This is a genomic window from Erwinia mallotivora (assembly GCF_000590885.1).
Taxonomy (GTDB): Bacteria; Pseudomonadota; Gammaproteobacteria; order Enterobacterales; family Enterobacteriaceae; genus Erwinia; species Erwinia mallotivora.
Genome location: NZ_JFHN01000058.1, coordinates 37,648 through 55,807 on the forward strand (window position 1 = coordinate 37,648; position 18,160 = coordinate 55,807).

The following is an 18,160-nucleotide window of genomic DNA, read 5'->3' on the forward strand; positions in this document are numbered from 1 at the left end:
AAGAATATAGCGTGAGAAGCGTGAAGAGCGTTGCGGTGGTGGCAGTTCTGATACTGGCGGGATGTGCCAGTGAGCCACATAAGCAGATAATTACTCAACAACAGCAGACACCCTTAACCAAAGCGCCACCCGAAAAAGTTGCCCAGGCCTGGTCATTATTTACCGGTGACGCAGCCCACAACTATGGTGTTGACCAGAAACTGATTGACGCCATCATTTCGGTGGAATCGGGCGGCAATCCAACGGTAGTCAGTAAGTCGAATGCCATTGGATTGATGCAGATTAAAGCCGCCACGGCAGGACGCGAAGTCTACCGGGCGCAGGGGCGGCGTGGTCAGCCGAGCAGTTCTGAACTTCGCGATCCGGTTAAAAATATCGATATAGGTACGGCATATCTGAAAATCTTGCAGGATCGTTCTCTTGCCGGTATCCGCAATCAGGAAACCCTGCGTTATGCCACCATTGTCTCCTACGCCAACGGTGCCGGCGCTTTGCTGAGAACCTTCTCCTCTGACCGGGATCGCGCCATCGCGATGATCAACGCGATGAGCCCTGAGGAGTTTTACCGACATGTACAAAATAAGCACCCGGCGGCCCAGGCCCCACGCTATCTGTGGAAAGTGACCACCGCGTACCGCACTATCTGAAGGTTGCCAGCGGCAGGGTGAATCTGCCGCCAGCCCTGAATGAATTTCTCCAGCACAGACCCGGGCTGCTGTTATATTCCGCTATCAGGGACAGACAGCGACTGTGACTTACAAAAAACGGGTCGCTTTATCACGTGCCAGCCGCTCGAGAAGGAAAATCACCTGTTGCAAATCACGCTCCTGCGCGACGTTCAGGTGAATAAAGCGAAAACTGAGTCGCGGCGTGACCACGGTTTCATTTTTAGCGCTCACCACACTGTGTTTGCCGGTATGGATAAGTTGCGCATCCACTTCAAAGCGGCCATATTCTCCCAGCTCCACGCGTAACTTTCTGAACTCCTGCCCCTCTTTCAGCTCCGGCGGCAGGGGGGTATCACCCAGTGCGGCAATGCCGCCAAGTGAGAGATCCTGGAGACGCATTCTTCCTTCGCCCGAGCCATCCGGCCACTGCACGTAACAATAAAAAATGGGATCGAGGGGCGCGTTAACGCGGAAAAATTCCCGGCGCTGAATCAACCACAGCTTGTCTGGCAGGGAGGAGAAAAAAGCGGGCAGTCCGTCATGATTGCCTGCCTCAGGCGTGCTGAGCGAAAACTCCACCCTGGCACCCTGTGTCTCCGCCCACAGTTGCAGGCAGTCTGCTTCCTGCACCAGCTGGTTATCGTAATCGTTACTGCCATAATCAATCACCACCCGCTCGCGATCGGCTGACAGCAGCTTTGAGATAAATTGCCCCCTGTCATGCGCAACCAGAACTGGCGTCTGATTTTTAAGCAGGCTTTTCAGCACGGCCAGTACGGCCAGCGGACCGTGTTTCAGATACTGATCTTTGTCTTCCTCTTTCACATTCCACTCCGGATGAATGTCAAAACACGCTGTCTGCGGGGATATGTCAGATTATCGGCACAGCAAAAGCAGCCTTTAGCACGCTTTGAAAAAAGTTTGGATTTAAATCACAGAGTTAGAATCCTCGCATATACTTAAGACGTGTTAACAATCAAAGCAAAGGAGTAGTAAATGGGTATTTTGTCATGGATCATCTTCGGTTTGATTGCCGGGATTATCGCTAAGTGGATCATGCCGGGGCGCGATGGCGGTGGTTTCATTATCACGGTCGTGCTGGGTATTGTCGGTGCGGTGGTTGGCGGCTGGATCAGTACTTTCTTTGGCTTTGGCCGGGTAGACGGCTTTAACTTCGGAAGCTTTGTGGTCGCGGTAATTGGTGCCATCGTCGTGTTGTGGATTTATCGCAAAGTACGAAGCTGATGCGCCACATGTTAAAACAAGCAGCATCTCTTTGATACTGCTACTGGGGGAGGTATGAATTTGGATCCGTGCGATACTCATGCCTCCCTCGCTCAGAGAAAACCTGCCATAATAATTTTTTAATATCGCTGCCTTCCCACTTCTCATAATTTAACTTTATTTAAAAGGCGTAATGCCTGTTAAATAATGGTGCTTTTATATTATTTCAGTCATTATATTCTCTGTTTTTAAATGGATTATAAATGCGGCCAGATTAATCTTTAAAGAATGACTTTGATGTTAATTTTGTGAGCGTGATTTAATGCGTTATTTTCATTTTCACCCTAACCTGTAGTGATATGTTATTGGGGTTTTTGTTTTGATGGAAGGTAATTGTTAAATTATTAAGATGAGCCGGTTTGTGTTTTATATATTATAATCGTTTTGCTGCTGTTTACATTGCATCTTTTTTGTCCTGAAATTATTTTGTAGACTGCTCTCCGTTGTGTGGAAAATATTTAATCAATATTAATATGGATGCAAATATGCTTAACAAGAAGATATTAAGTCCCCTTATTCTGCTTGCCGGAACAGGGTTTAGTTGTTTATCAAGTGCTAATGATGACGGTACTATTCATTTTACTGGTACTATTTCAGCAGCAGCCTGTTCGGTTGATTCAGTGGCCGGAACTTCGGGGCATTACGGTACCGTTGATTTTGGTGTGGTAAGTAGCAAAACGCTTTCTGCTGTAAATAATGCGACCAGCCCGGTTCCCTTCGCTATTGCGTTAACAGACTGTGCCGTTTCATCAGCACCGACCATTACATTTAATGGGGAATCTGTTGCGGCCACGGGGGGGAATCTTTTTGCTACTCCAGTTGCCGGAGTGGGTATTCGTATTGAAGATGCTGCGGCACCTACGACAATTTATCGTCCGGGCATAGCTGCCGCAAACTCAGGCCTCAATGCCCTTAACGTGGCGGAAGGCAGCGATCCTATCCCTTCCGCTACGGCGGCTTTCAGAGCTTATCTGGTCAGAGCCAGTGGAACGGCTCCGGTCACCGGTTCCATTGATAGTGATGTGACATTCACGATTAATTACACTGAATCCTGATCCAATGCCTCATGGCCCGGTCATGGGGCAGTTAACTGGTGATCAAATTATGAAATTTTTCAACCCTGAACCAGCGATTTGCACAGCACTGTTACTGAGTTCATTTTGTTGCCATGCTTCCGGACTGACGCTGGGAGCAACGCGTCTTATCTACTCAGAGGGTGCCAAAGAAGCCACCGTTCCATTATCAAATGGCTCAGAAAAAGTTCCTTATCTGATTCAGTCCTGGGTATCCGATCTGGATGGAAAGTCAGAAAATATTCCCTTTATCACCACCCCTCCTGTTTTTAAACTTTTGCAAAATAAAGTCACCGCCGTGCGCGTGGTTAATGTGTCCGACGTGGCCCAGCCGTTACCTCAAGACAAAGAAAGTGTCTGGTTGCTTAATGTGCGTGCCATACCTGCCGTCGAGAAACAGGCTAATCCTGCCCGCATGACAGTCTCGACGCAAAATATCATTAAGCTGATCTATCGTCCAAAAGGACTGACCGCAAAGGCTGCCGGAAATGCGTGGAGTCAACAGCAAGTTTCCAAAGGATCCGGTTTTATTACCGTTACTAATCCCACACCCTATGTGGTGACGCTGACCAGAATGAATATTAATGGTGAAAACATCGATAAGCCGGGTCTGGTAATGCCATTTGCGACAAAAAGAATTGAAACGTCTGTAAAAAATCCGAGCGCGATCAGTTTCAGTATCATTGATGATTATGGTGGTATCAGCCCGAAAAAAAATATTAACCTCTGACGGGTAAATAACCTTGTTTAACGTAAAGAGATTGCATAAATGGCAGTCGGTGTATTACATCGCCATACCGGCTTGCATTTTTATATTGAATTACTCGCAACCTGCCAGGGCCGAGTTATATTTTAATACGCAATCACTCAGACTTGATAAACAACAACGTGCAGAGATAGATCTGTCAAGACTGGCAAAAGTGGATGTCCAGTTAGCCGGAGAATATAATGTTGACGTGATGGTAAACGAAAAAAATGTTGGCCGGCAAAAGCTCAATTTTTTTGCCTGTGAGAATCACCTTTGTGTCGTAATTAACCCCATGTTGCTGAAACAGTGGGGGGTAAAAATGGCAGGCATTCCGGCACTGTCCGCTTTTTCGGAAGACACGCCGATTAAAAATATTCATGATTACATCCCGGATTTTAGCGAATCGTTCGATTTTGAACAGCAACGCTTAACCATTACCGTACCGCAGGCACTGATGAACAACAGCTATCGGGGCTATATTCCGTCATCACGGTGGGAAAATGGTTTGCCGATGCTGTTTTCGTCCTTGAGTTTGACTGGCTCGGAAACCAAATATCGTCAGGCAGGGACTGGACCCACCAGTACGCAATATCTGAATCTGCGTAATGGCATCAACCTTGGTGCCTGGCGCGTGCGTAATTACGGCTATCTGGCGCGAAGTAATATCACCGGGACATCCTGGAACAGCATGCAAACCTGGATCGAGCGTGACATACCCGGGCTGCAATCGCGCCTGACAGCGGGCGAGGTCACCACCCCCGGGCTGGTTTTCGATAGTCTGAATTTTCGCGGAATTTCTTTGGCCTCTCAGGATGAAATGCGACCCGACAGTATGCGGGGATATGCACCTGAGATCAGAGGTATCGCGCTGACCAATGCAAGGGTTGAAGTGCGGCAGAATGGTAATCTGCTTTATCAAACCTGGGTCTCTCCTGGCAGCTTTGTGATCAACGATTTGTACGCCACCTCAAGCTCTGGCGACCTGCAAATACAGGTCCATGAACAGGATGGTACCACCAGAGAATACACTCAGGCATTCGCTTCCCCGCCGGTTTCGCTGCGTAAAGGCGTCACGCGATTTTCCACCACCCTGGGAGAATATGGCTTCAAATCAGCGTATCTTGCCGCCAGAAGACAGCCTTTCTGGCAGGGTGAAATTCTGCATGGCGTGCTTAGCGACACCTCCATCTATGGCGGGACTATCCTGGCCGGGCAGTATCACAGTGGGATGCTGGGCGTGGGGCAGGGCTTCGGCCAGATGGGGGGTGTTTCACTGGATGTCACCCATGCTGTGACCCGCTTTGCTGACCATCACCAGACACAAGGACAATCATTGCGTCTGCGCTACAGTAAAAATTTTGATACTACCGGCACCGATCTCACCGTTGCCGGCTACCGGTATTCCACCAGTGGATATTACAGTTTTGATGAGGCCAGCCGGAATTATTTTTCTCAGAGCGTCAGCAATAACCCTGTCAAAAACAGAGTCCAGGTATCCATGAGCCAGACTATCGGGCATCTGGGGTCGCTCTCTTTATCCGCTTACCAGCAGCAGTACCGGGGAAACCATAAACCCCTTTCACGCTCTGTCACCGGAAACTGGAGCAAATCTTTCAACGGGATTTCGGTTGGCTTAAGCCAGAGTCAGAACCGTTCATGGCACAGCAACCGGATGGACAATATTACCTCGCTCAGTGTCAGCCTGCCGGTGGGTAAATGGCTGGGTGCAACCAATACGACATTGCGTCAGCAAAATCGCATGACCCGCTCGACAAATGGCCTGAGCAGCATGACAACGATGCTCAGCGGCACCACGTTGGAAAAAAACAATCTGGCCTACTCACTGGCGCAAAGCCGCTCACGCCAGGCAGGGAGCCGGACCAGCGACAGTTCGGCATTATCGTTGAGCTGGCAGGGCGATCGGGCCACGCTGAACACGGGCTACAGCAACTTCTACGGTCAGAGTGAGCGGTTGACATGGGGGGCAAGTGGTTCGCTGGTGGTGCATCCCTATGGTGTGACCCTTGCACAGCAACTGCCTGAAGGGAGTGGCTATGCGTTGATCCGTGCGCCGGGGGCGGAGAACGTTCGGGTACGCAACCGGTCTGGCGTGGCAACTGACCGTCGTGGCTATGCCATCGTGCCTTCCCTGACACCTTATAAAGAGAATGAGATTAGCCTTGATACCGCCTCGTTAGCCGATAATGTTGATTTAATTACGCCTTCCCGCAGTGCTATCCCGGTGCGGGAAGCGCTGATCCTTTCTGATTATGAGACGCTGGTGGGCTATCGTGTCTTCCTGACATTAAAACAGCATGGTCGCCCGTTGCCGTTCGGCACGCTGGTTCGCGCCGGTGAGAGTTCTGGCATCACCGATGAAAAAGGTCAGGTATTCATCTCTGGCATGGCCGATAAAACCACGCTGGAAGCGGTGTTAACTGGCGGGAAATCCTGCCACGCCACATTTGACAGCAACAATCCTGAAATCAAAAAATCCAGTGGTCTGTTACTGGCCACGCTGGAGTGTCAGTCATGAATAAAATTTCAACATCTGTCTTTTACGGGCTGTTACTGTTTTTGATGCACTGCCTGCCGGTTTCCGCTGCGGGCCACTGTACCTCGGCGGTTGATACACACATCGTAGAGCTTGGAACCGCCTTCGTCCCAACCCAGAGCACCCCGGGTACGGTGGTTAGCATGACGCAAAAGGATATTCAGGTAACTTGTGCTTCCAGCGTAGCTACCTATCTGCAACCGGGTGACTCCGGCGCCGTGTGGGGCTCAACGGGTGAGACATTCACCACCCCGGAAGGAAAAACCTGCCCGATTCTGGATAAGGGATTTGCGTTGGAAGGGGTCGGCCTGGGTCTTGTCTGGGTGCAGAGAAATTCCGGGACCGGTGAATGGAGCTGTCTTTCCAGTGCGCTCATGGGCGGAGGAAAAGTCAGAAGGGGGCTGGTAAGAAATGGTGTCACAACATTGACAGAAAGATTTTATGTGGTCAGAACCTCACTGCCTCTGGTCTATGGCAATACGGGGGCAATAACACAATCAATAGATATTGACGAAGCGAATGAGGCCCGGCAGCCAATTGGCAGGCTGTACAGCATTCAGATCGCAGGCGATGTAATCATTGAAAATGGGGGATGCACCATTGACGCCAGTCCGGTCATTTCAATGGGAACCGTTGCAACGAAAAGTTTTCGCGGTATCGGCAGCACCAGTTCGGATGTGCCCTTCAACATCAGTCTCAGGGAATGCTACGGAACAGGAAAGCAGGTTGACATCTCTTTTCATCCCGTATCAGGATTTGCCGATGCGGCCAGGTCGGTGATTGCGCTTGATGAAGGCAGCAGCACCGCAAGCGGGGTCGGTATCCAGCTGTTGTTCAATGGAGAGCATATTCACCCGGATGGACAATCGCATTATTATCCCCTGCAACAGGGGGTTACCTGGTTGCCCTTTATCGCCCGTTACTACCAGACAGGAACAACGGTCAGACCGGGTACGGTAGAATCATCGGTGATTTTTTATATTTATTATCAGTAAATTTTCTCTGTAAGGAGAAATTGCCCCCGTAGTGAATAAAAAAACGCCCGCGTTCAGTCTGCGGGCGTAATGTTTTATGCGGCTACAAAGGCTGAATCAGAAATCGTAACCCACTGTGGCAATAATCGTGCGCTCTGCGCCCCAGTAACAGTAGCCGGTGCCATAACAGGCGGAGACATAATCACGATCGGTCAGATTATTGGCATTCACCTGCACAAAGGCACCTTTCAGGCTGCTGTTCCATGCGCCCAGGTCGGCACGTACCGAGGCGTCGAACAGGGTGGCAGAAGGCAGTCGGGTGGTGTTTTCATTATCGGCCCACTGTTTACCGATATAACGCACCCCGGCACCGACGCTGATACCATAATCAAACTGATATTTTGCCCAGGCTGAAGCCATTGAATTTGGCGTGACATAAGGTGTGTGACCGTCATTACCGTCGACAGAATCTTTGTAACGCACGTGGTTAAGCGTGAAGTTTGCCAGGGTGCTCAGCCGTGGCGTCAGCTGGTTATGCGCCTCCAGCTCAATGCCCTGCGAATGCACTTTACCCGCCGGTTCGTAGTAGGAACCGACAATCACCCGGTTACCCACATCTTTCTGCGTCAGGTCATACAGCGCCACTGAATAGAGATCGGAGGTGCCCACCGGCTGATATTTCACCCCTGTCTCATACTGCTCTGAGGTGGTGGGTTTCAGCAGATTGCCATCCGCGCCGGAGAGAGATTGCGGCGTAATGGCCTGGCTGTAGCTGACATAAGGCGAAATGCCGTTATCAAAGGCATACAGCAGCGCGGCGCGCCCACTGACATGATCATCCTGACGACGGTATTTACTGTCGAAATCATAATAATCGGTCTCTGAAACAATACGGTCATAACGGCCCGATACATCCAGATGCCACTTCTGCCAGCGCATCTCATCCTGGAGATAAACCCCGGTCTGGGAATAACGACGTTGTGAATCGGTGAAGGTGTAGCTGCTGCGCGTTCCCACGGCTTCGCCGGTCAGGGCGTTGAGCTGAGTCGCATAGCCGCTGGCATCACTCAGATCGTTTTTGTACTGATGATATTCAGCCCCCAGCACCACTTTATGTTGCAGTTCACCGGTGGCGAAATCGGCTTCCAGCTGATTATCCAGCGCGAAGGCATCCAGCGACGAACGCGAACCGGAATAGTAGCGATTCAGCAGGTCGGAATTATTGCTGTCCCAGCCAATCTGATAAACCTGATCGAGATCGACATTGGAGTGCGAATAGCTCGCCGTGGAGCGGAAGGCCCAGGTGTCATTAAAGCGATGGGCAAACTGGTAACTGTAAATCTGCTCGCGACGTTTAAACTGATCCAGCGAACTGTCTCCGTCATAAAAACCGGTGCTTAATTTACGGCCGTTATGTTCAGTAATGCTGCCGTCACCGGGTACGGCGCTGTGGTAACCGCCGGACGGATCTTTTTGCAGGTAGGCACGTAACAGCAGCGAGGTATCCTCATCCGGTTGCCACAACAGTGAAGGCGAGATGGCATATTTTTCTTCACGAGTGTGATCGTATTGCGTATTGCTGTTACGTGTAATCCCGGTCAGACGAAACGCCCATTGATCGTTAATCGCGTTGGTATAATCAAAGGCCGCACTGTTAGTGCTGTTGGTGCCGGTGGACGCGCGGAAGTGGCCTTCCGGAGTAAACTGGGGCCGTTTGGAGCTTTCCATCACCAGTCCGCCTGGCACGGTCTGACCGTAGAGAGCCGAGGACGGGCCTTTAATCACGTCGATGCGCTCCAGAAACCACGGATCCACCTGCAACACGTTGTAACTGCCCGGATCGCTCATCAGCCGTAAGCCGTCGAGGAAAATATTGTCCACATCACCGCCGTGGAAGCCACGCAGCGAAACGGTGTCGTAACGGCTGGCGGCACCGGCAAAATTGGTGAATGCGCCAGCGGTGTAATTGAGCGCCTGATTGACGTCCAGCGCCCCCTGATCTTCCATCTGCTGGCGGGTCACGACCGAGACGGACTGGGCGGTGGTCACCAGGGGCCGGTCGGTTTTCATCGCGCCGGTGCTGGTTTTGGCAGTATAACCGGTGGTCGGTGTGGTGGCTGTTTCAGCAGGTTGCGCGGTCACCACCAGCGTATCAGCAGCAAAAGAAACAGCAGGCGCAGTCAGCGCGACAGAGCAGAGCAGGGCAGAACGCTTCAGAATAAAAGGCATTCTCATTGTCAGTTACCTTACAAAATGTGCGGCCAGGTGTAATCCGCCTGCGGCAAAGAACAGTGAAAGGCGCGCAGTAACGGTAATGTAAAGATTTATAATAATCTAAATGAGAATTATTATCTATTCGTAAACGGGATTCAAGTAATGATTTTGAATATCAATTACCTGCAAATGATGGGGGTTTAACTGGCGGCACCGCAGTGCCGCCACAGGTTACTGTTTTTTGGTAATATCACTGACATTATTACACACGACATTTTTCGGGCAGTAGAGATCCATCAGTTTCAGCGTTACGCCATTGGTCCAGCCGAAGCCATCCTGCAACGGATACTCTCCGCCACCCCCTCCGCCGCCAGGCACTTTCCCGTCCACCACATATTTTTCCACCAGCTTGTGCTGCTTATCGTAAGTGCTCTGTACATTGTTTAAAAAGCGCATCCCGACCTCTTTAGCCAGGGCCTGTCTGCCGTAGTTGTTCAGCCCCTCCACGGCGGCCCACTGAAGGGGTGCCCAGCCGTTAGGCGCATCCCACTGCTGACCATTGTTAACGGTGGTGGTCACCAGACCGCCTTCTTTGACCAGCTGTTTTTCCACGGCATCGGCGGTTTTTGCCGCCTGTTGTGGCGTTGCGACCTTCAGCCAGAGAGGAAACAGCGTGGCCGCAGTCAGCGGTGAGCGGATGCGATCCTCGCGCCAGTTGTAATCGGCGTACCACCCCTGGTGGCTGTCCCACATATAGCGGTTGACAGCCTGTTGCCGCCGTTCTGCCTGCTGGCTGAAGCGTCGGCTGGCGGATTGGTTTCCGGCCAGCTGACTGGCATGAGCCAGCGTCTGTTCAAGGTGAAATAACAGTGAATTAAGATCGGCAGGAAGAATGCGGGTGGTCTGGATGCTGGCAAGGTCATGCGGATTGACAAACCAGCGTGAGCTGAAATCCCAGCCAGAGGCGGCCCCGGCGCGCAGATCCCGATACAGTTCTGCCTTGTTACGATCCCCCGCTTTCTGCGCGGTGGCGATATCCTCCATCCAGGATTCGGTTCGCGGCACGTCCCGGTCATCCCAGTAGCGGTTAAGCAGGCTGCCATCTTTTAGTTTCACCACGCGCTGAAAGGCGTTTCCGGGTTGCAGGCGATCGGCCCCGGCCATCCAGTAGTCATATTCTTTTTGCAGTTCCGGCAGGTATTTGCGGTAAGCCTCGTCCCCCTGATGCTGCGCCAGAAGATCGACCATCATACTGAAAAATGGCGGCTGAGAGCGGCTGAGATAATAGCTGCGATTACCGTTAGGGATATGACCATATCTGTCCAGCAGGTAAGCGAAGTTATTCACCATATCCTGCACGCGATCCCAGTGATTGCTTTCAGCCAGACCGAGCATGGTAAAATAACTGTCCCAGTAATAGACCTCGCGGAAGCGGCCACCCGGCACGACATACGGAGAGGGCAGCGACAGCAGTGAATCCCAGGAGTTAGCCTGATGGGCTGTGCGGGTCAGTACCGGCCAGAGCCCGTCAATATGTTGTCGCAGACTTTGTCCTGCGGGCGGCACATATTTCCCACCCTCCTCAGGCAAAATAAAGTTGGCGGCCACAAAGCGCTTCAAATCGAAATTTCGCTGGTTTTTCTGCATTTGCCAGTCAGCAAGGATGGATGAAGGATCACTTTTAGCAACGGCATCGGCAAACGTTTTCTGGTCAGGGAAGATTCTGGCGGCCTGCACCGCCTCAAACAACGGCCCAAAACGACTGTCAGGCGGCTGTGGTGCATTGCTCAACATACGCTGCGAATTGTCAGCGGCACTGGCACAGGCTGGCTGAACCAGAGCTGCGATCATTAAAGGCAGCAACAGCGTGGTTTTCCACTGACGTTTTTCGACTCTCAGCATTGGTTATTCTCCATGTCCGGATCCGGCGACCCATAAGCTATTGACCGTAAAACAACTTTAGACGGTTTTCTGTCGGGTGTGCACAGAACTCCAGGAAGTGTGAAGCCACCGGAATTTTTCTTAAGCGGTGCAGTTTCCCGTCAGGCTGAAAAGTCAGTTCGTGTCCTGAGTTATTCGCCTTTACCTTTACCCTTCAGGATTGATACGCAAACCGGGCATTAAAGCGCACGTATTATTCAGAATGAGCAAGGCATTATTGCTATTTAAAACGGCAGGAAAATAATGACTGATGATGGCAACAGAAAGAAATTTGGATGCTCTTTTTATTACGAATATTTTTTTGGCAACATAAGAATTTTTTTTGTGATTTTTACTCTTAATATCTGTAATAAATTTTTTTGCTGCATCAAAAGCGCGGGAATAAAGAAAGTAATTAAAAAAATTAATAATGCCTGAGTTTTTTGCAGGCAGGAGATAGTATCAATAACAGAAATACAATGGACTCAGCACGCTTAAGGGACTTGATTCATGAGTACACCAACACAGAATATCCTGCATACCGGGGGCGATCCTCGTGCCCTGCCTGAATTTATCGAACTTCGCCATGAAACAGCTAAAACCAGCCATAACTCACGCAAAGAAATCGACTGGCAGCGCGTAGAGGAACTCTCAATCGCGCTGTTTCGACGTAACGGCATGGATCTGCAAAGTGTTGCCTGGTACACCATGGCCAGGGCATGGCGAACCGGGCTGGCAGGACTGTGTGAAGGGCTGGAGATCGTCACGGCGATGATGAAGCATCAGTGGTCCACGTTATGGCCGCACCCTTTGCCGGCGCGGCTGGCGATCATCACCTGGCTCAGCGCGGGGATTCAACAGGTGATCCGCGCTCTGAGCCCCGGGCAGGAGGATCTCCCTTTATTGCACAGACTGGAAACCCAACTGGATGAGAACGTCGATACGCTGGAGAAACTGGCGCAAAAACATCTGTCGCAACTTGACTGGCTGAAAGTGCAGGTCAGTGAGGTCATCGGGCAAATCGCGCCCGTGGGCCATGAGCTACAACAGACTGAGCGCAGCGCTCCGCAGCCGGAAAGCGATGAGGCAGATCCGGATTATGTCCCGCCACATCGTTATGCGGACGGTCACACGCCGCTGATTTACGTGCCACGGGATTTAACCTCTTCAACTGCACTGAACGTCTCCTTCAGCTTCTGGGAACGCAGCCGTGGATTTTTTGCCGGAATGATGGTGATGCTTATCCTCGGCTCGATGGCCATCTGGGGATACCAGCTGATGCAGCCCATTCCCGGCAGGGCACAGCGCATGGCAATACTGGCGCAGCAAATCACACCGCAGCAGGTCAGGCGCAATGAAAGCTGGCAGCAGACGGTTTCGGCGATGGCACTGCCGGGTGCGCAGATGCAGCTGTGGCAAACGGCACAGTTTCGGCTGCAACGCCTGGGAGAAGATCTGGATGCGATGGACACGACGGAGCCAGGGTGGCCCGGGCTGCCGGAAGTGAAGGCGAGGGTGGTGACTATTCAGCAGCCCTTGCAGGAGCTGATGCCCGTGGAAGAGCTGCTGCGCAGGCTGGAAAAAAACAAAACCTCACCGGTGTTGCGCGGCAAAATTGAACACCGGTTGAAACAGCTCCTCGCCCGTTATGCCCTTATCCTCAGTCAGGACCCGAAGCATGACGAACTGTACTGAGTCCGGCATCCCCGCAGGCTGCGGGGATGCGCCCGGCCAGCATCAGAACATCATCACCATCCACGGATAGGCGATCAACATCATACTGCCAAGAAAAATCGCGCCAAAAATGGTCCCCAGCCGCCAGTAATCTTTGGTGGGAAGATAGCCGCTACCATAATAGATAGGACTGGGGCCGGTGCCGTAAGGGGTAATAATTCCCATAACCCCGAGGGAGGTGACCATCATCAGACAGAACACCGGCATATTGATACCCGGAATGGATGCGGCGATGGTCAGCGTGGCGGGCAACAGGGCGGTGGTGTGCGCGGTGGTGCTGGCAAACAGGTAGTGCAACAGGAAAAAGGCCACCAGCAGTACCACGGCGGAAATCTGGGGATCGTAACCCTGTAACAGCTGACTACCCTGTTTCCCCAGCCAGGCAATGAAGCCAACCCGCGCAAGGCCATCAGCCAGTGCCACCAGGGTGGCAAACCAGGCAAAGGTATTCCATGCGGGTTTATTACTGGTGATATCGTTCCAGTTCAGCACGCCGGTCCACAGCATCAGCACCACGATCAGCAGCGCCGCCATCGCCGGTTCAATAACGCTGGCGGCAAAAATCCACATCAACAGCGCCGAGCAGACAAACAGCAGCAACAGCATCTCATTGCGCGACAGTTTGCCCAGTTTTTCCAGTTCGCTGCTGGCCCAGCGCGGCACTTCATCATTTACTTTTACCTCTGGCGGATAGAACCAGTAAGCCAGCAACGGCATGGTAAAAATCAGCAGCACCCCCAGCGGCAGAAAGGCAAGAAACCAGGTCCCCCAGGAAATATCGAAGCCGGTAATGCTTTTTACCAGCGCCAGCGCCAGCAGATTGGGCGCAAGCGCCGATAAAAACATCGAACTGGTGATACAGGCGGCGGTAATCGCCACCCACATCAGATAGGAGCCAATTTTACGTGCGCTGGGATCGTTGGGTTTCGAACCGTATAACGGCGGCAGATTGGCGATAATCGGATAAATGGTGCCGCCGCTGCGCGCGGTGTTAGATGGCGTGAAAGGGGCCAGCAGCAAATCAGCAAAGGTAATGGCATAGCCCAGCGTCAGGCTGCGGCGGCCAAGATATTTAACCAGAATCAGCGCCAGCCGCCGTCCAAAGCGGGTTTTGTCATAACCGGCCGCGAACATAAATGCGCCAAAAATCAGCCATACCGTTGAGTTACCAAACCCGCTGACCGCCCATTTAAAGGCCTCCGCAGGCATGCGGAAATGCGGATCCGCCACCTCGGCCGGGGTGAACAGCAGCCACTGACTAAACAGGGCGATCACCACCACCCCGGTCAGACCGATTACCGCGCCTGGCAGCGGTTCAAAAATCAGACCAATAATGACCCCGACAAACACTGCAAAAAAGTGCCAGGCATAAGGTTGCAATCCTGCCGGAACGGGGATGAGTAACAGCAGCAGGGTCACTACCACAGGAAGTAACAGCATGAACAGCTGCTTTTTTTGCCCGGCACTGGCGGGGGTAACGCTGTTGGTTTCACTCATAGCAGACAGAGATTCCATCGTTGTGACAAGGTAATGTGGCGGCTCAGAACCTGTTAAAACAGGCACCCGCTCGCACGGGTCAGAGAACATGTTTTTATTAATAAAATAAATGGTAGCAAAACAGATTAACTGACCTGGTTTTTTACCGGAAATATGCGTTTATGCTGCGAAGGAAATTAATTTTTAACATTTTGTTCAGGGCCAGAACATGCCGTTCTCTGGCCGATAATGCATAAAGCTGAATCAGATAAATAGTTAACATAAGCAATTGCTGTTCGCAACAAAGTACATTCCGGATGCAGTATGTTAAATTCAGTAAGTACCAGATAATAGCTTTATTTGACTGATTTTAAACATTTTAATTTGTGGTAATTGTGGGTTGATTTTTGGAAATCAATAGTTAACAATTTACCAATGTCTTTCAGATATTGTTAATCATTTGCCATTTCCGGGCAATGAAAATGATATTGCTGACCTGTTTTCTCTCTCTGCAAAGCGATGACGGATAAATTCAAACGATGCCGGAATGTTAATTCAGGCCATGCTAAGCCGTCTGGCAGAGAATTCAGCACATCTTAATTTTGGAGCTGCCCTGATATGAATACGCTGACCTCGGTTCTTAACCCTCTCACGTTGCCTGGTGGGGCGGTGCTGAAAAATCGTCTGCTGATGGCTCCGATGACCACCTGTACCGGCTTTCATGATGGCTCGGTCACCAGCGATCTGGTGGAATATTATCGTGCCCGCGCCGGCAGCATTGGCACGGTGATTGTGGAATGCGGCTTTATCGATGCCAAAGGCCCGGCATTTCCCGGTGCCATCGGCATCGACAGTGACAACAAAATCGCCGGACTTAGCCGAATTGCGGATGCCATTAAATCCCAGGGGTCGACGGCAATTTTGCAGATTTACCACGGCGGCCGAATGGTGGAGCCAGAACTGATTGGCGGCAGAACCCCGGTGGCACCCAGCGCCATTGCTGCACCGCGTGAGGGAGCCACCACACCGCAGGCGCTGACCGGCGAGGAAGTGGACGTGATGATCACCAAATTTGGTGATGCGGTTAACCGGGCGATCAAAGCCGGGTTTGATGGTGTGGAAATCCACGGCGCTAACACCTATCTGATCCAGCAGTTTTTTTCACCCAACTCCAATCAGCGTGAAGACAAATGGGGCGGCAGCCGTGAAAAACGCGCCGCCTTTCCGCTGGCCGTGCTGGACATTACCCAGAAAATGGTGAAACGCTTCGGACATGAAGGTTTTATTATCGGCTACCGCTTTTCTCCGGAAGAGCTGGAAGTGCCCGGCATCCGTTTTGACGATACCCTCTATCTGCTGGAGAAACTCGCCGCCCAGGGGCTGGACTATGTGCATTTCTCCGTGGGGCAACTGCTACGCCCCTCTATCGTCGACAGAGACGACCCGACGCCGCTGATTAGCAAATTCATCGCCATGCGCTCGCCGCAGCTGGCGAAAATCCCGGTGATTGGCGTGGGCGGTGTGGTCAACAAATCCGATGCGGAAAAGGCGCTGGAGCACGGTTTTGACCTGGTGGCGGTCGGCAAGGCGTGCATTGCGTATCCGGACTGGGCTGATCGCATCATCAACAACGACGGCCAACTTGAGCTGTTTATCGACAGCAATCAGCGCGAAGCCCTGAAAATACCGGAGCCGCTGTGGCGCTTCTCGCTGGTGGACGCGATGATCCGTGATACCAGCGTCAGCGGCAGAAAATATAAGGCGGGGGTCTGGCAGGAAAAAGTGGAATCTGAGGCGCTGAAGCTGAAGATCAATGTCACGCTGGATACCGACCGCATCACCGATATCAGTCTGGTGCCGGACGACAGCCTTGACGTGGATTTCACCACCACCTTCGAAAGCCTGCGTTCACGCATTCTGGTGGCAAACAGCCCACACGTTGATGCCATCACCGGGGCCACCACCCAGAGTGAGGCGCTGAAAAAAGCCGTTTCGCGGGCGATGACCACCTCCAGCAAAGAGCAGGTTATTGAGGAGGGCGGCAATCCGCAGGCACCTCAGAACGTTGACGTGGTGATCATCGGCAGTGGCGGTGCAGGGCTGGCGGCGGCGATTCAGGCCCATGACGATGGCGCACGGGTGATGATTATCGAAAAAATGCCGACCATCGGCGGCAACACCATCAAGGCATCGGTGGGGATGAATGCGGCAGAAACCCGCTTCCAGCAGTTGAAAGGGGTGCGCGACAGCAAAGCGCTGTTTTATGAAGAAACCCTGAAAGGCGGCAAATTCAAAAACAATCCCCTGCTGTTGCAGGAGTTTGTTGACCTCGGCCCGGAAGCCCTTGAGTGGCTGGCGGCGAAGGGCATCGCGTTGAACGATCTCACCATCACCGGCGGTATGAGCATTGAGCGAACCCACCGTCCGGCGGACCATTCCGCGGTGGGCGGTTTTCTGATCAGTGGTCTGGTGAAAAACATTAATAAACGCGAAATCGAGGTACTGCTGGAAACCTCGGTGGACGAAATTCTGATTGAAAACGGCGCGGTGAGCGGCGTCCGGGTGGTGGATGAATATAACGACAGTCGGGTGCTCAACGCGAAAAACGTCATTGTCGCTACCGGCGGCTTCAGTGCCAACCGTGAGATGGTGGTGAAGTACCGGCCGGAACTGGAAGGCTTTGTCACCACCAACCACAAAGGCGCTACCGGCAGTGGTATCGCCATGCTGCAAAAGATCGGGGCGGATACGGTGGATATGGCTGAAATTCAGATCCACCCGACGGTGGAGCAGACCACCTCTTATCTGATTTCTGAGGCCATCCGGGGCGGCGGCGCGATACTGATTAGCCAGGCAGGCCAGCGCTTTTACAATGAGATGGAGACCCGCGACAAAGTCTCGGCGGCGATTATCGCCCTGCCGGAGAAAAATGCCTGGGTTATTTTTGACGATGAGGTGCGGCGTAACAACAAAGCGGCTGATGAATATATCGCCAAAGGCTTTGTGGTCAGCGCGCCGTCGCCGCAGGAGCTGGCGGTGAAACTGAATATGGATTTTCATGCGCTGCTGGCCACGCTTGAACGTTACAACCTGTTTGTTGAAAAACAGGATGATGAGGATTTTGGCCGTAAAACGGCGATGCGTCATCCGCTGAAACAGGCACCGTTCTACGCGATTCGTATTGCGCCGGGCGTCCATCACACCATGGGCGGTGTGACCATCAACACCGATACGGCGGTGCTGGATGCGCAAAAGCAGGTGATCCCTGGCGCCTGGGCGGCGGGGGAAGTGGTGGGGGGCATTCACGGTGCCAACCGTATCGGCGGCAACGCCGTGGCGGATATCATTATCTTTGGCATTCTCGCCGGACGACATGCCGCTGCCTTCTGCCGTTAATGCCTGCCTGCCCACGCTGCGGCGTGGGTGGGCACTCAACGCGTCATCATCTCATCTGATCACAAAAATATTTTTCTCCCCCCGCAACTTTTCCCCTTCCCACAGCGAACTGTCTGTCA

General features: G+C 52.3%; 12 protein-coding genes. 8 read left to right on the forward strand and 4 right to left on the reverse strand.

Features of this window, described 5'->3' with window-relative positions; all coding sequences use genetic code 11:
- The first annotated feature begins 11 nt into the window (after window positions 1-11).
- Window positions 12-647, forward strand: a complete 636-nt coding sequence (gene emtA / locus BG55_RS15610; RefSeq protein WP_152542804.1) for a membrane-bound lytic murein transglycosylase EmtA — start codon at window positions 12-14, stop codon at window positions 645-647.
- Between the two features lie 108 nt (window positions 648-755).
- On the opposite strand, the gene BG55_RS15615 is transcribed toward emtA, so the two are convergent.
- Complete coding sequence (locus BG55_RS15615; protein WP_034939395.1) at window positions 756-1,493, reverse strand: flagellar brake protein; 738 nt, start codon at window positions 1,491-1,493, stop codon at window positions 756-758.
- Between the two features lie 171 nt (window positions 1,494-1,664).
- Here BG55_RS15615 and BG55_RS15620 point away from each other — a divergent pair, with 171 nt between their 5' ends.
- The 5 genes from BG55_RS15620 (at window position 1,665) to BG55_RS21490 (ending at window position 7,322) form a co-directional block, all read left to right on the forward strand.
- Window positions 1,665-1,913 carry a GlsB/YeaQ/YmgE family stress response membrane protein gene (locus tag BG55_RS15620; protein WP_034939396.1) on the forward strand — a complete coding sequence of 83 codons (249 nt, stop codon included), beginning with the start codon at window positions 1,665-1,667 and terminating at the stop codon, window positions 1,911-1,913.
- 524 nt (window positions 1,914-2,437) lie between these two features.
- Window positions 2,438-3,007 (forward strand): fimbrial protein, encoded by a 570-nt coding sequence (locus BG55_RS21485; protein WP_160170865.1) that lies wholly within the window; start codon window positions 2,438-2,440, stop codon window positions 3,005-3,007.
- A 22-nt stretch (window positions 3,008-3,029) separates the two neighbouring features.
- Complete coding sequence (locus BG55_RS15630) at window positions 3,030-3,755, forward strand: fimbrial biogenesis chaperone (protein ID WP_160170866.1); 726 nt, start codon at window positions 3,030-3,032, stop codon at window positions 3,753-3,755.
- A 49-nt stretch (window positions 3,756-3,804) separates the two neighbouring features.
- Complete coding sequence (locus BG55_RS15635) at window positions 3,805-6,309, forward strand: fimbria/pilus outer membrane usher protein (RefSeq protein ID WP_235192775.1); 2,505 nt, start codon at window positions 3,805-3,807, stop codon at window positions 6,307-6,309.
- Complete coding sequence (locus BG55_RS21490; RefSeq protein WP_052018902.1) at window positions 6,306-7,322, forward strand: fimbrial protein; 1,017 nt, start codon at window positions 6,306-6,308, stop codon at window positions 7,320-7,322. The genes BG55_RS15635 and BG55_RS21490 overlap by 4 nt, the downstream gene beginning before the upstream one ends.
- Before the next feature lie 96 nt (window positions 7,323-7,418).
- Here the strand turns inward: BG55_RS21490 and BG55_RS15645 are convergent, their stop codons facing one another.
- Window positions 7,419-9,536 carry a TonB-dependent siderophore receptor gene (locus tag BG55_RS15645; RefSeq protein ID WP_034939398.1) on the reverse strand — a complete coding sequence of 706 codons (2,118 nt, stop codon included), beginning with the start codon at window positions 9,534-9,536 and terminating at the stop codon, window positions 7,419-7,421.
- Window positions 9,537-9,746: 210 nt separating this feature from the next.
- Complete coding sequence (gene treA / locus BG55_RS15650; RefSeq protein WP_034939399.1) at window positions 9,747-11,417, reverse strand: alpha,alpha-trehalase TreA; 1,671 nt, start codon at window positions 11,415-11,417, stop codon at window positions 9,747-9,749.
- A gap of 528 nt (window positions 11,418-11,945) precedes the next feature.
- Between treA and BG55_RS15655 the strand changes: the two genes are divergently transcribed.
- Window positions 11,946-13,130, forward strand: coding sequence for a type VI secretion system ImpA family N-terminal domain-containing protein (locus BG55_RS15655; protein ID WP_034939401.1), 1,185 nt, complete (start codon window positions 11,946-11,948; stop codon window positions 13,128-13,130).
- Window positions 13,131-13,172: 42 nt separating this feature from the next.
- Here BG55_RS15655 and BG55_RS15660 read toward each other — a convergent pair whose 3' ends face one another.
- Entirely contained in the window at window positions 13,173-14,684 is a 1,512-nt protein-coding gene (locus tag BG55_RS15660) for an anion permease (RefSeq protein WP_034939402.1), read from the reverse strand.
- A gap of 579 nt (window positions 14,685-15,263) precedes the next feature.
- Between BG55_RS15660 and BG55_RS15665 the strand changes: the two genes are divergently transcribed.
- Window positions 15,264-18,041, forward strand: a complete 2,778-nt coding sequence (locus tag BG55_RS15665; protein WP_034939404.1) for a flavocytochrome c — start codon at window positions 15,264-15,266, stop codon at window positions 18,039-18,041.
- Window positions 18,042-18,160: the final 119 nt, after the last annotated feature.

Excerpts from the sequence above, each read along its gene's own strand:
- BG55_RS15645 (WP_034939398.1), bottom strand. The coding sequence starts at position 9,536 with ATGAGAATGCCTTTTATTCTGAAGCGTTCTGCCCTGCTCTGCTCTGTC.
- treA (WP_034939399.1), bottom strand. The coding sequence starts at position 11,417 with ATGCTGAGAGTCGAAAAACGTCAGTGGAAAACCACGCTGTTGCTGCCT.
- BG55_RS21490 (WP_052018902.1), top strand. The coding sequence starts at position 6,306 with ATGAATAAAATTTCAACATCTGTCTTTTACGGGCTGTTACTGTTTTTG.
- BG55_RS15620 (WP_034939396.1), top strand. The coding sequence starts at position 1,665 with ATGGGTATTTTGTCATGGATCATCTTCGGTTTGATTGCCGGGATTATC.
- BG55_RS15630 (WP_160170866.1), top strand. The coding sequence starts at position 3,030 with ATGGGGCAGTTAACTGGTGATCAAATTATGAAATTTTTCAACCCTGAA.
- BG55_RS15660 (WP_034939402.1), bottom strand. The coding sequence starts at position 14,684 with ATGGAATCTCTGTCTGCTATGAGTGAAACCAACAGCGTTACCCCCGCC.
- BG55_RS15655 (WP_034939401.1), top strand. The coding sequence starts at position 11,946 with ATGAGTACACCAACACAGAATATCCTGCATACCGGGGGCGATCCTCGT.
- BG55_RS15665 (WP_034939404.1), top strand. The coding sequence starts at position 15,264 with ATGAATACGCTGACCTCGGTTCTTAACCCTCTCACGTTGCCTGGTGGG.
- BG55_RS21485 (WP_160170865.1), top strand. The coding sequence starts at position 2,438 with ATGCTTAACAAGAAGATATTAAGTCCCCTTATTCTGCTTGCCGGAACA.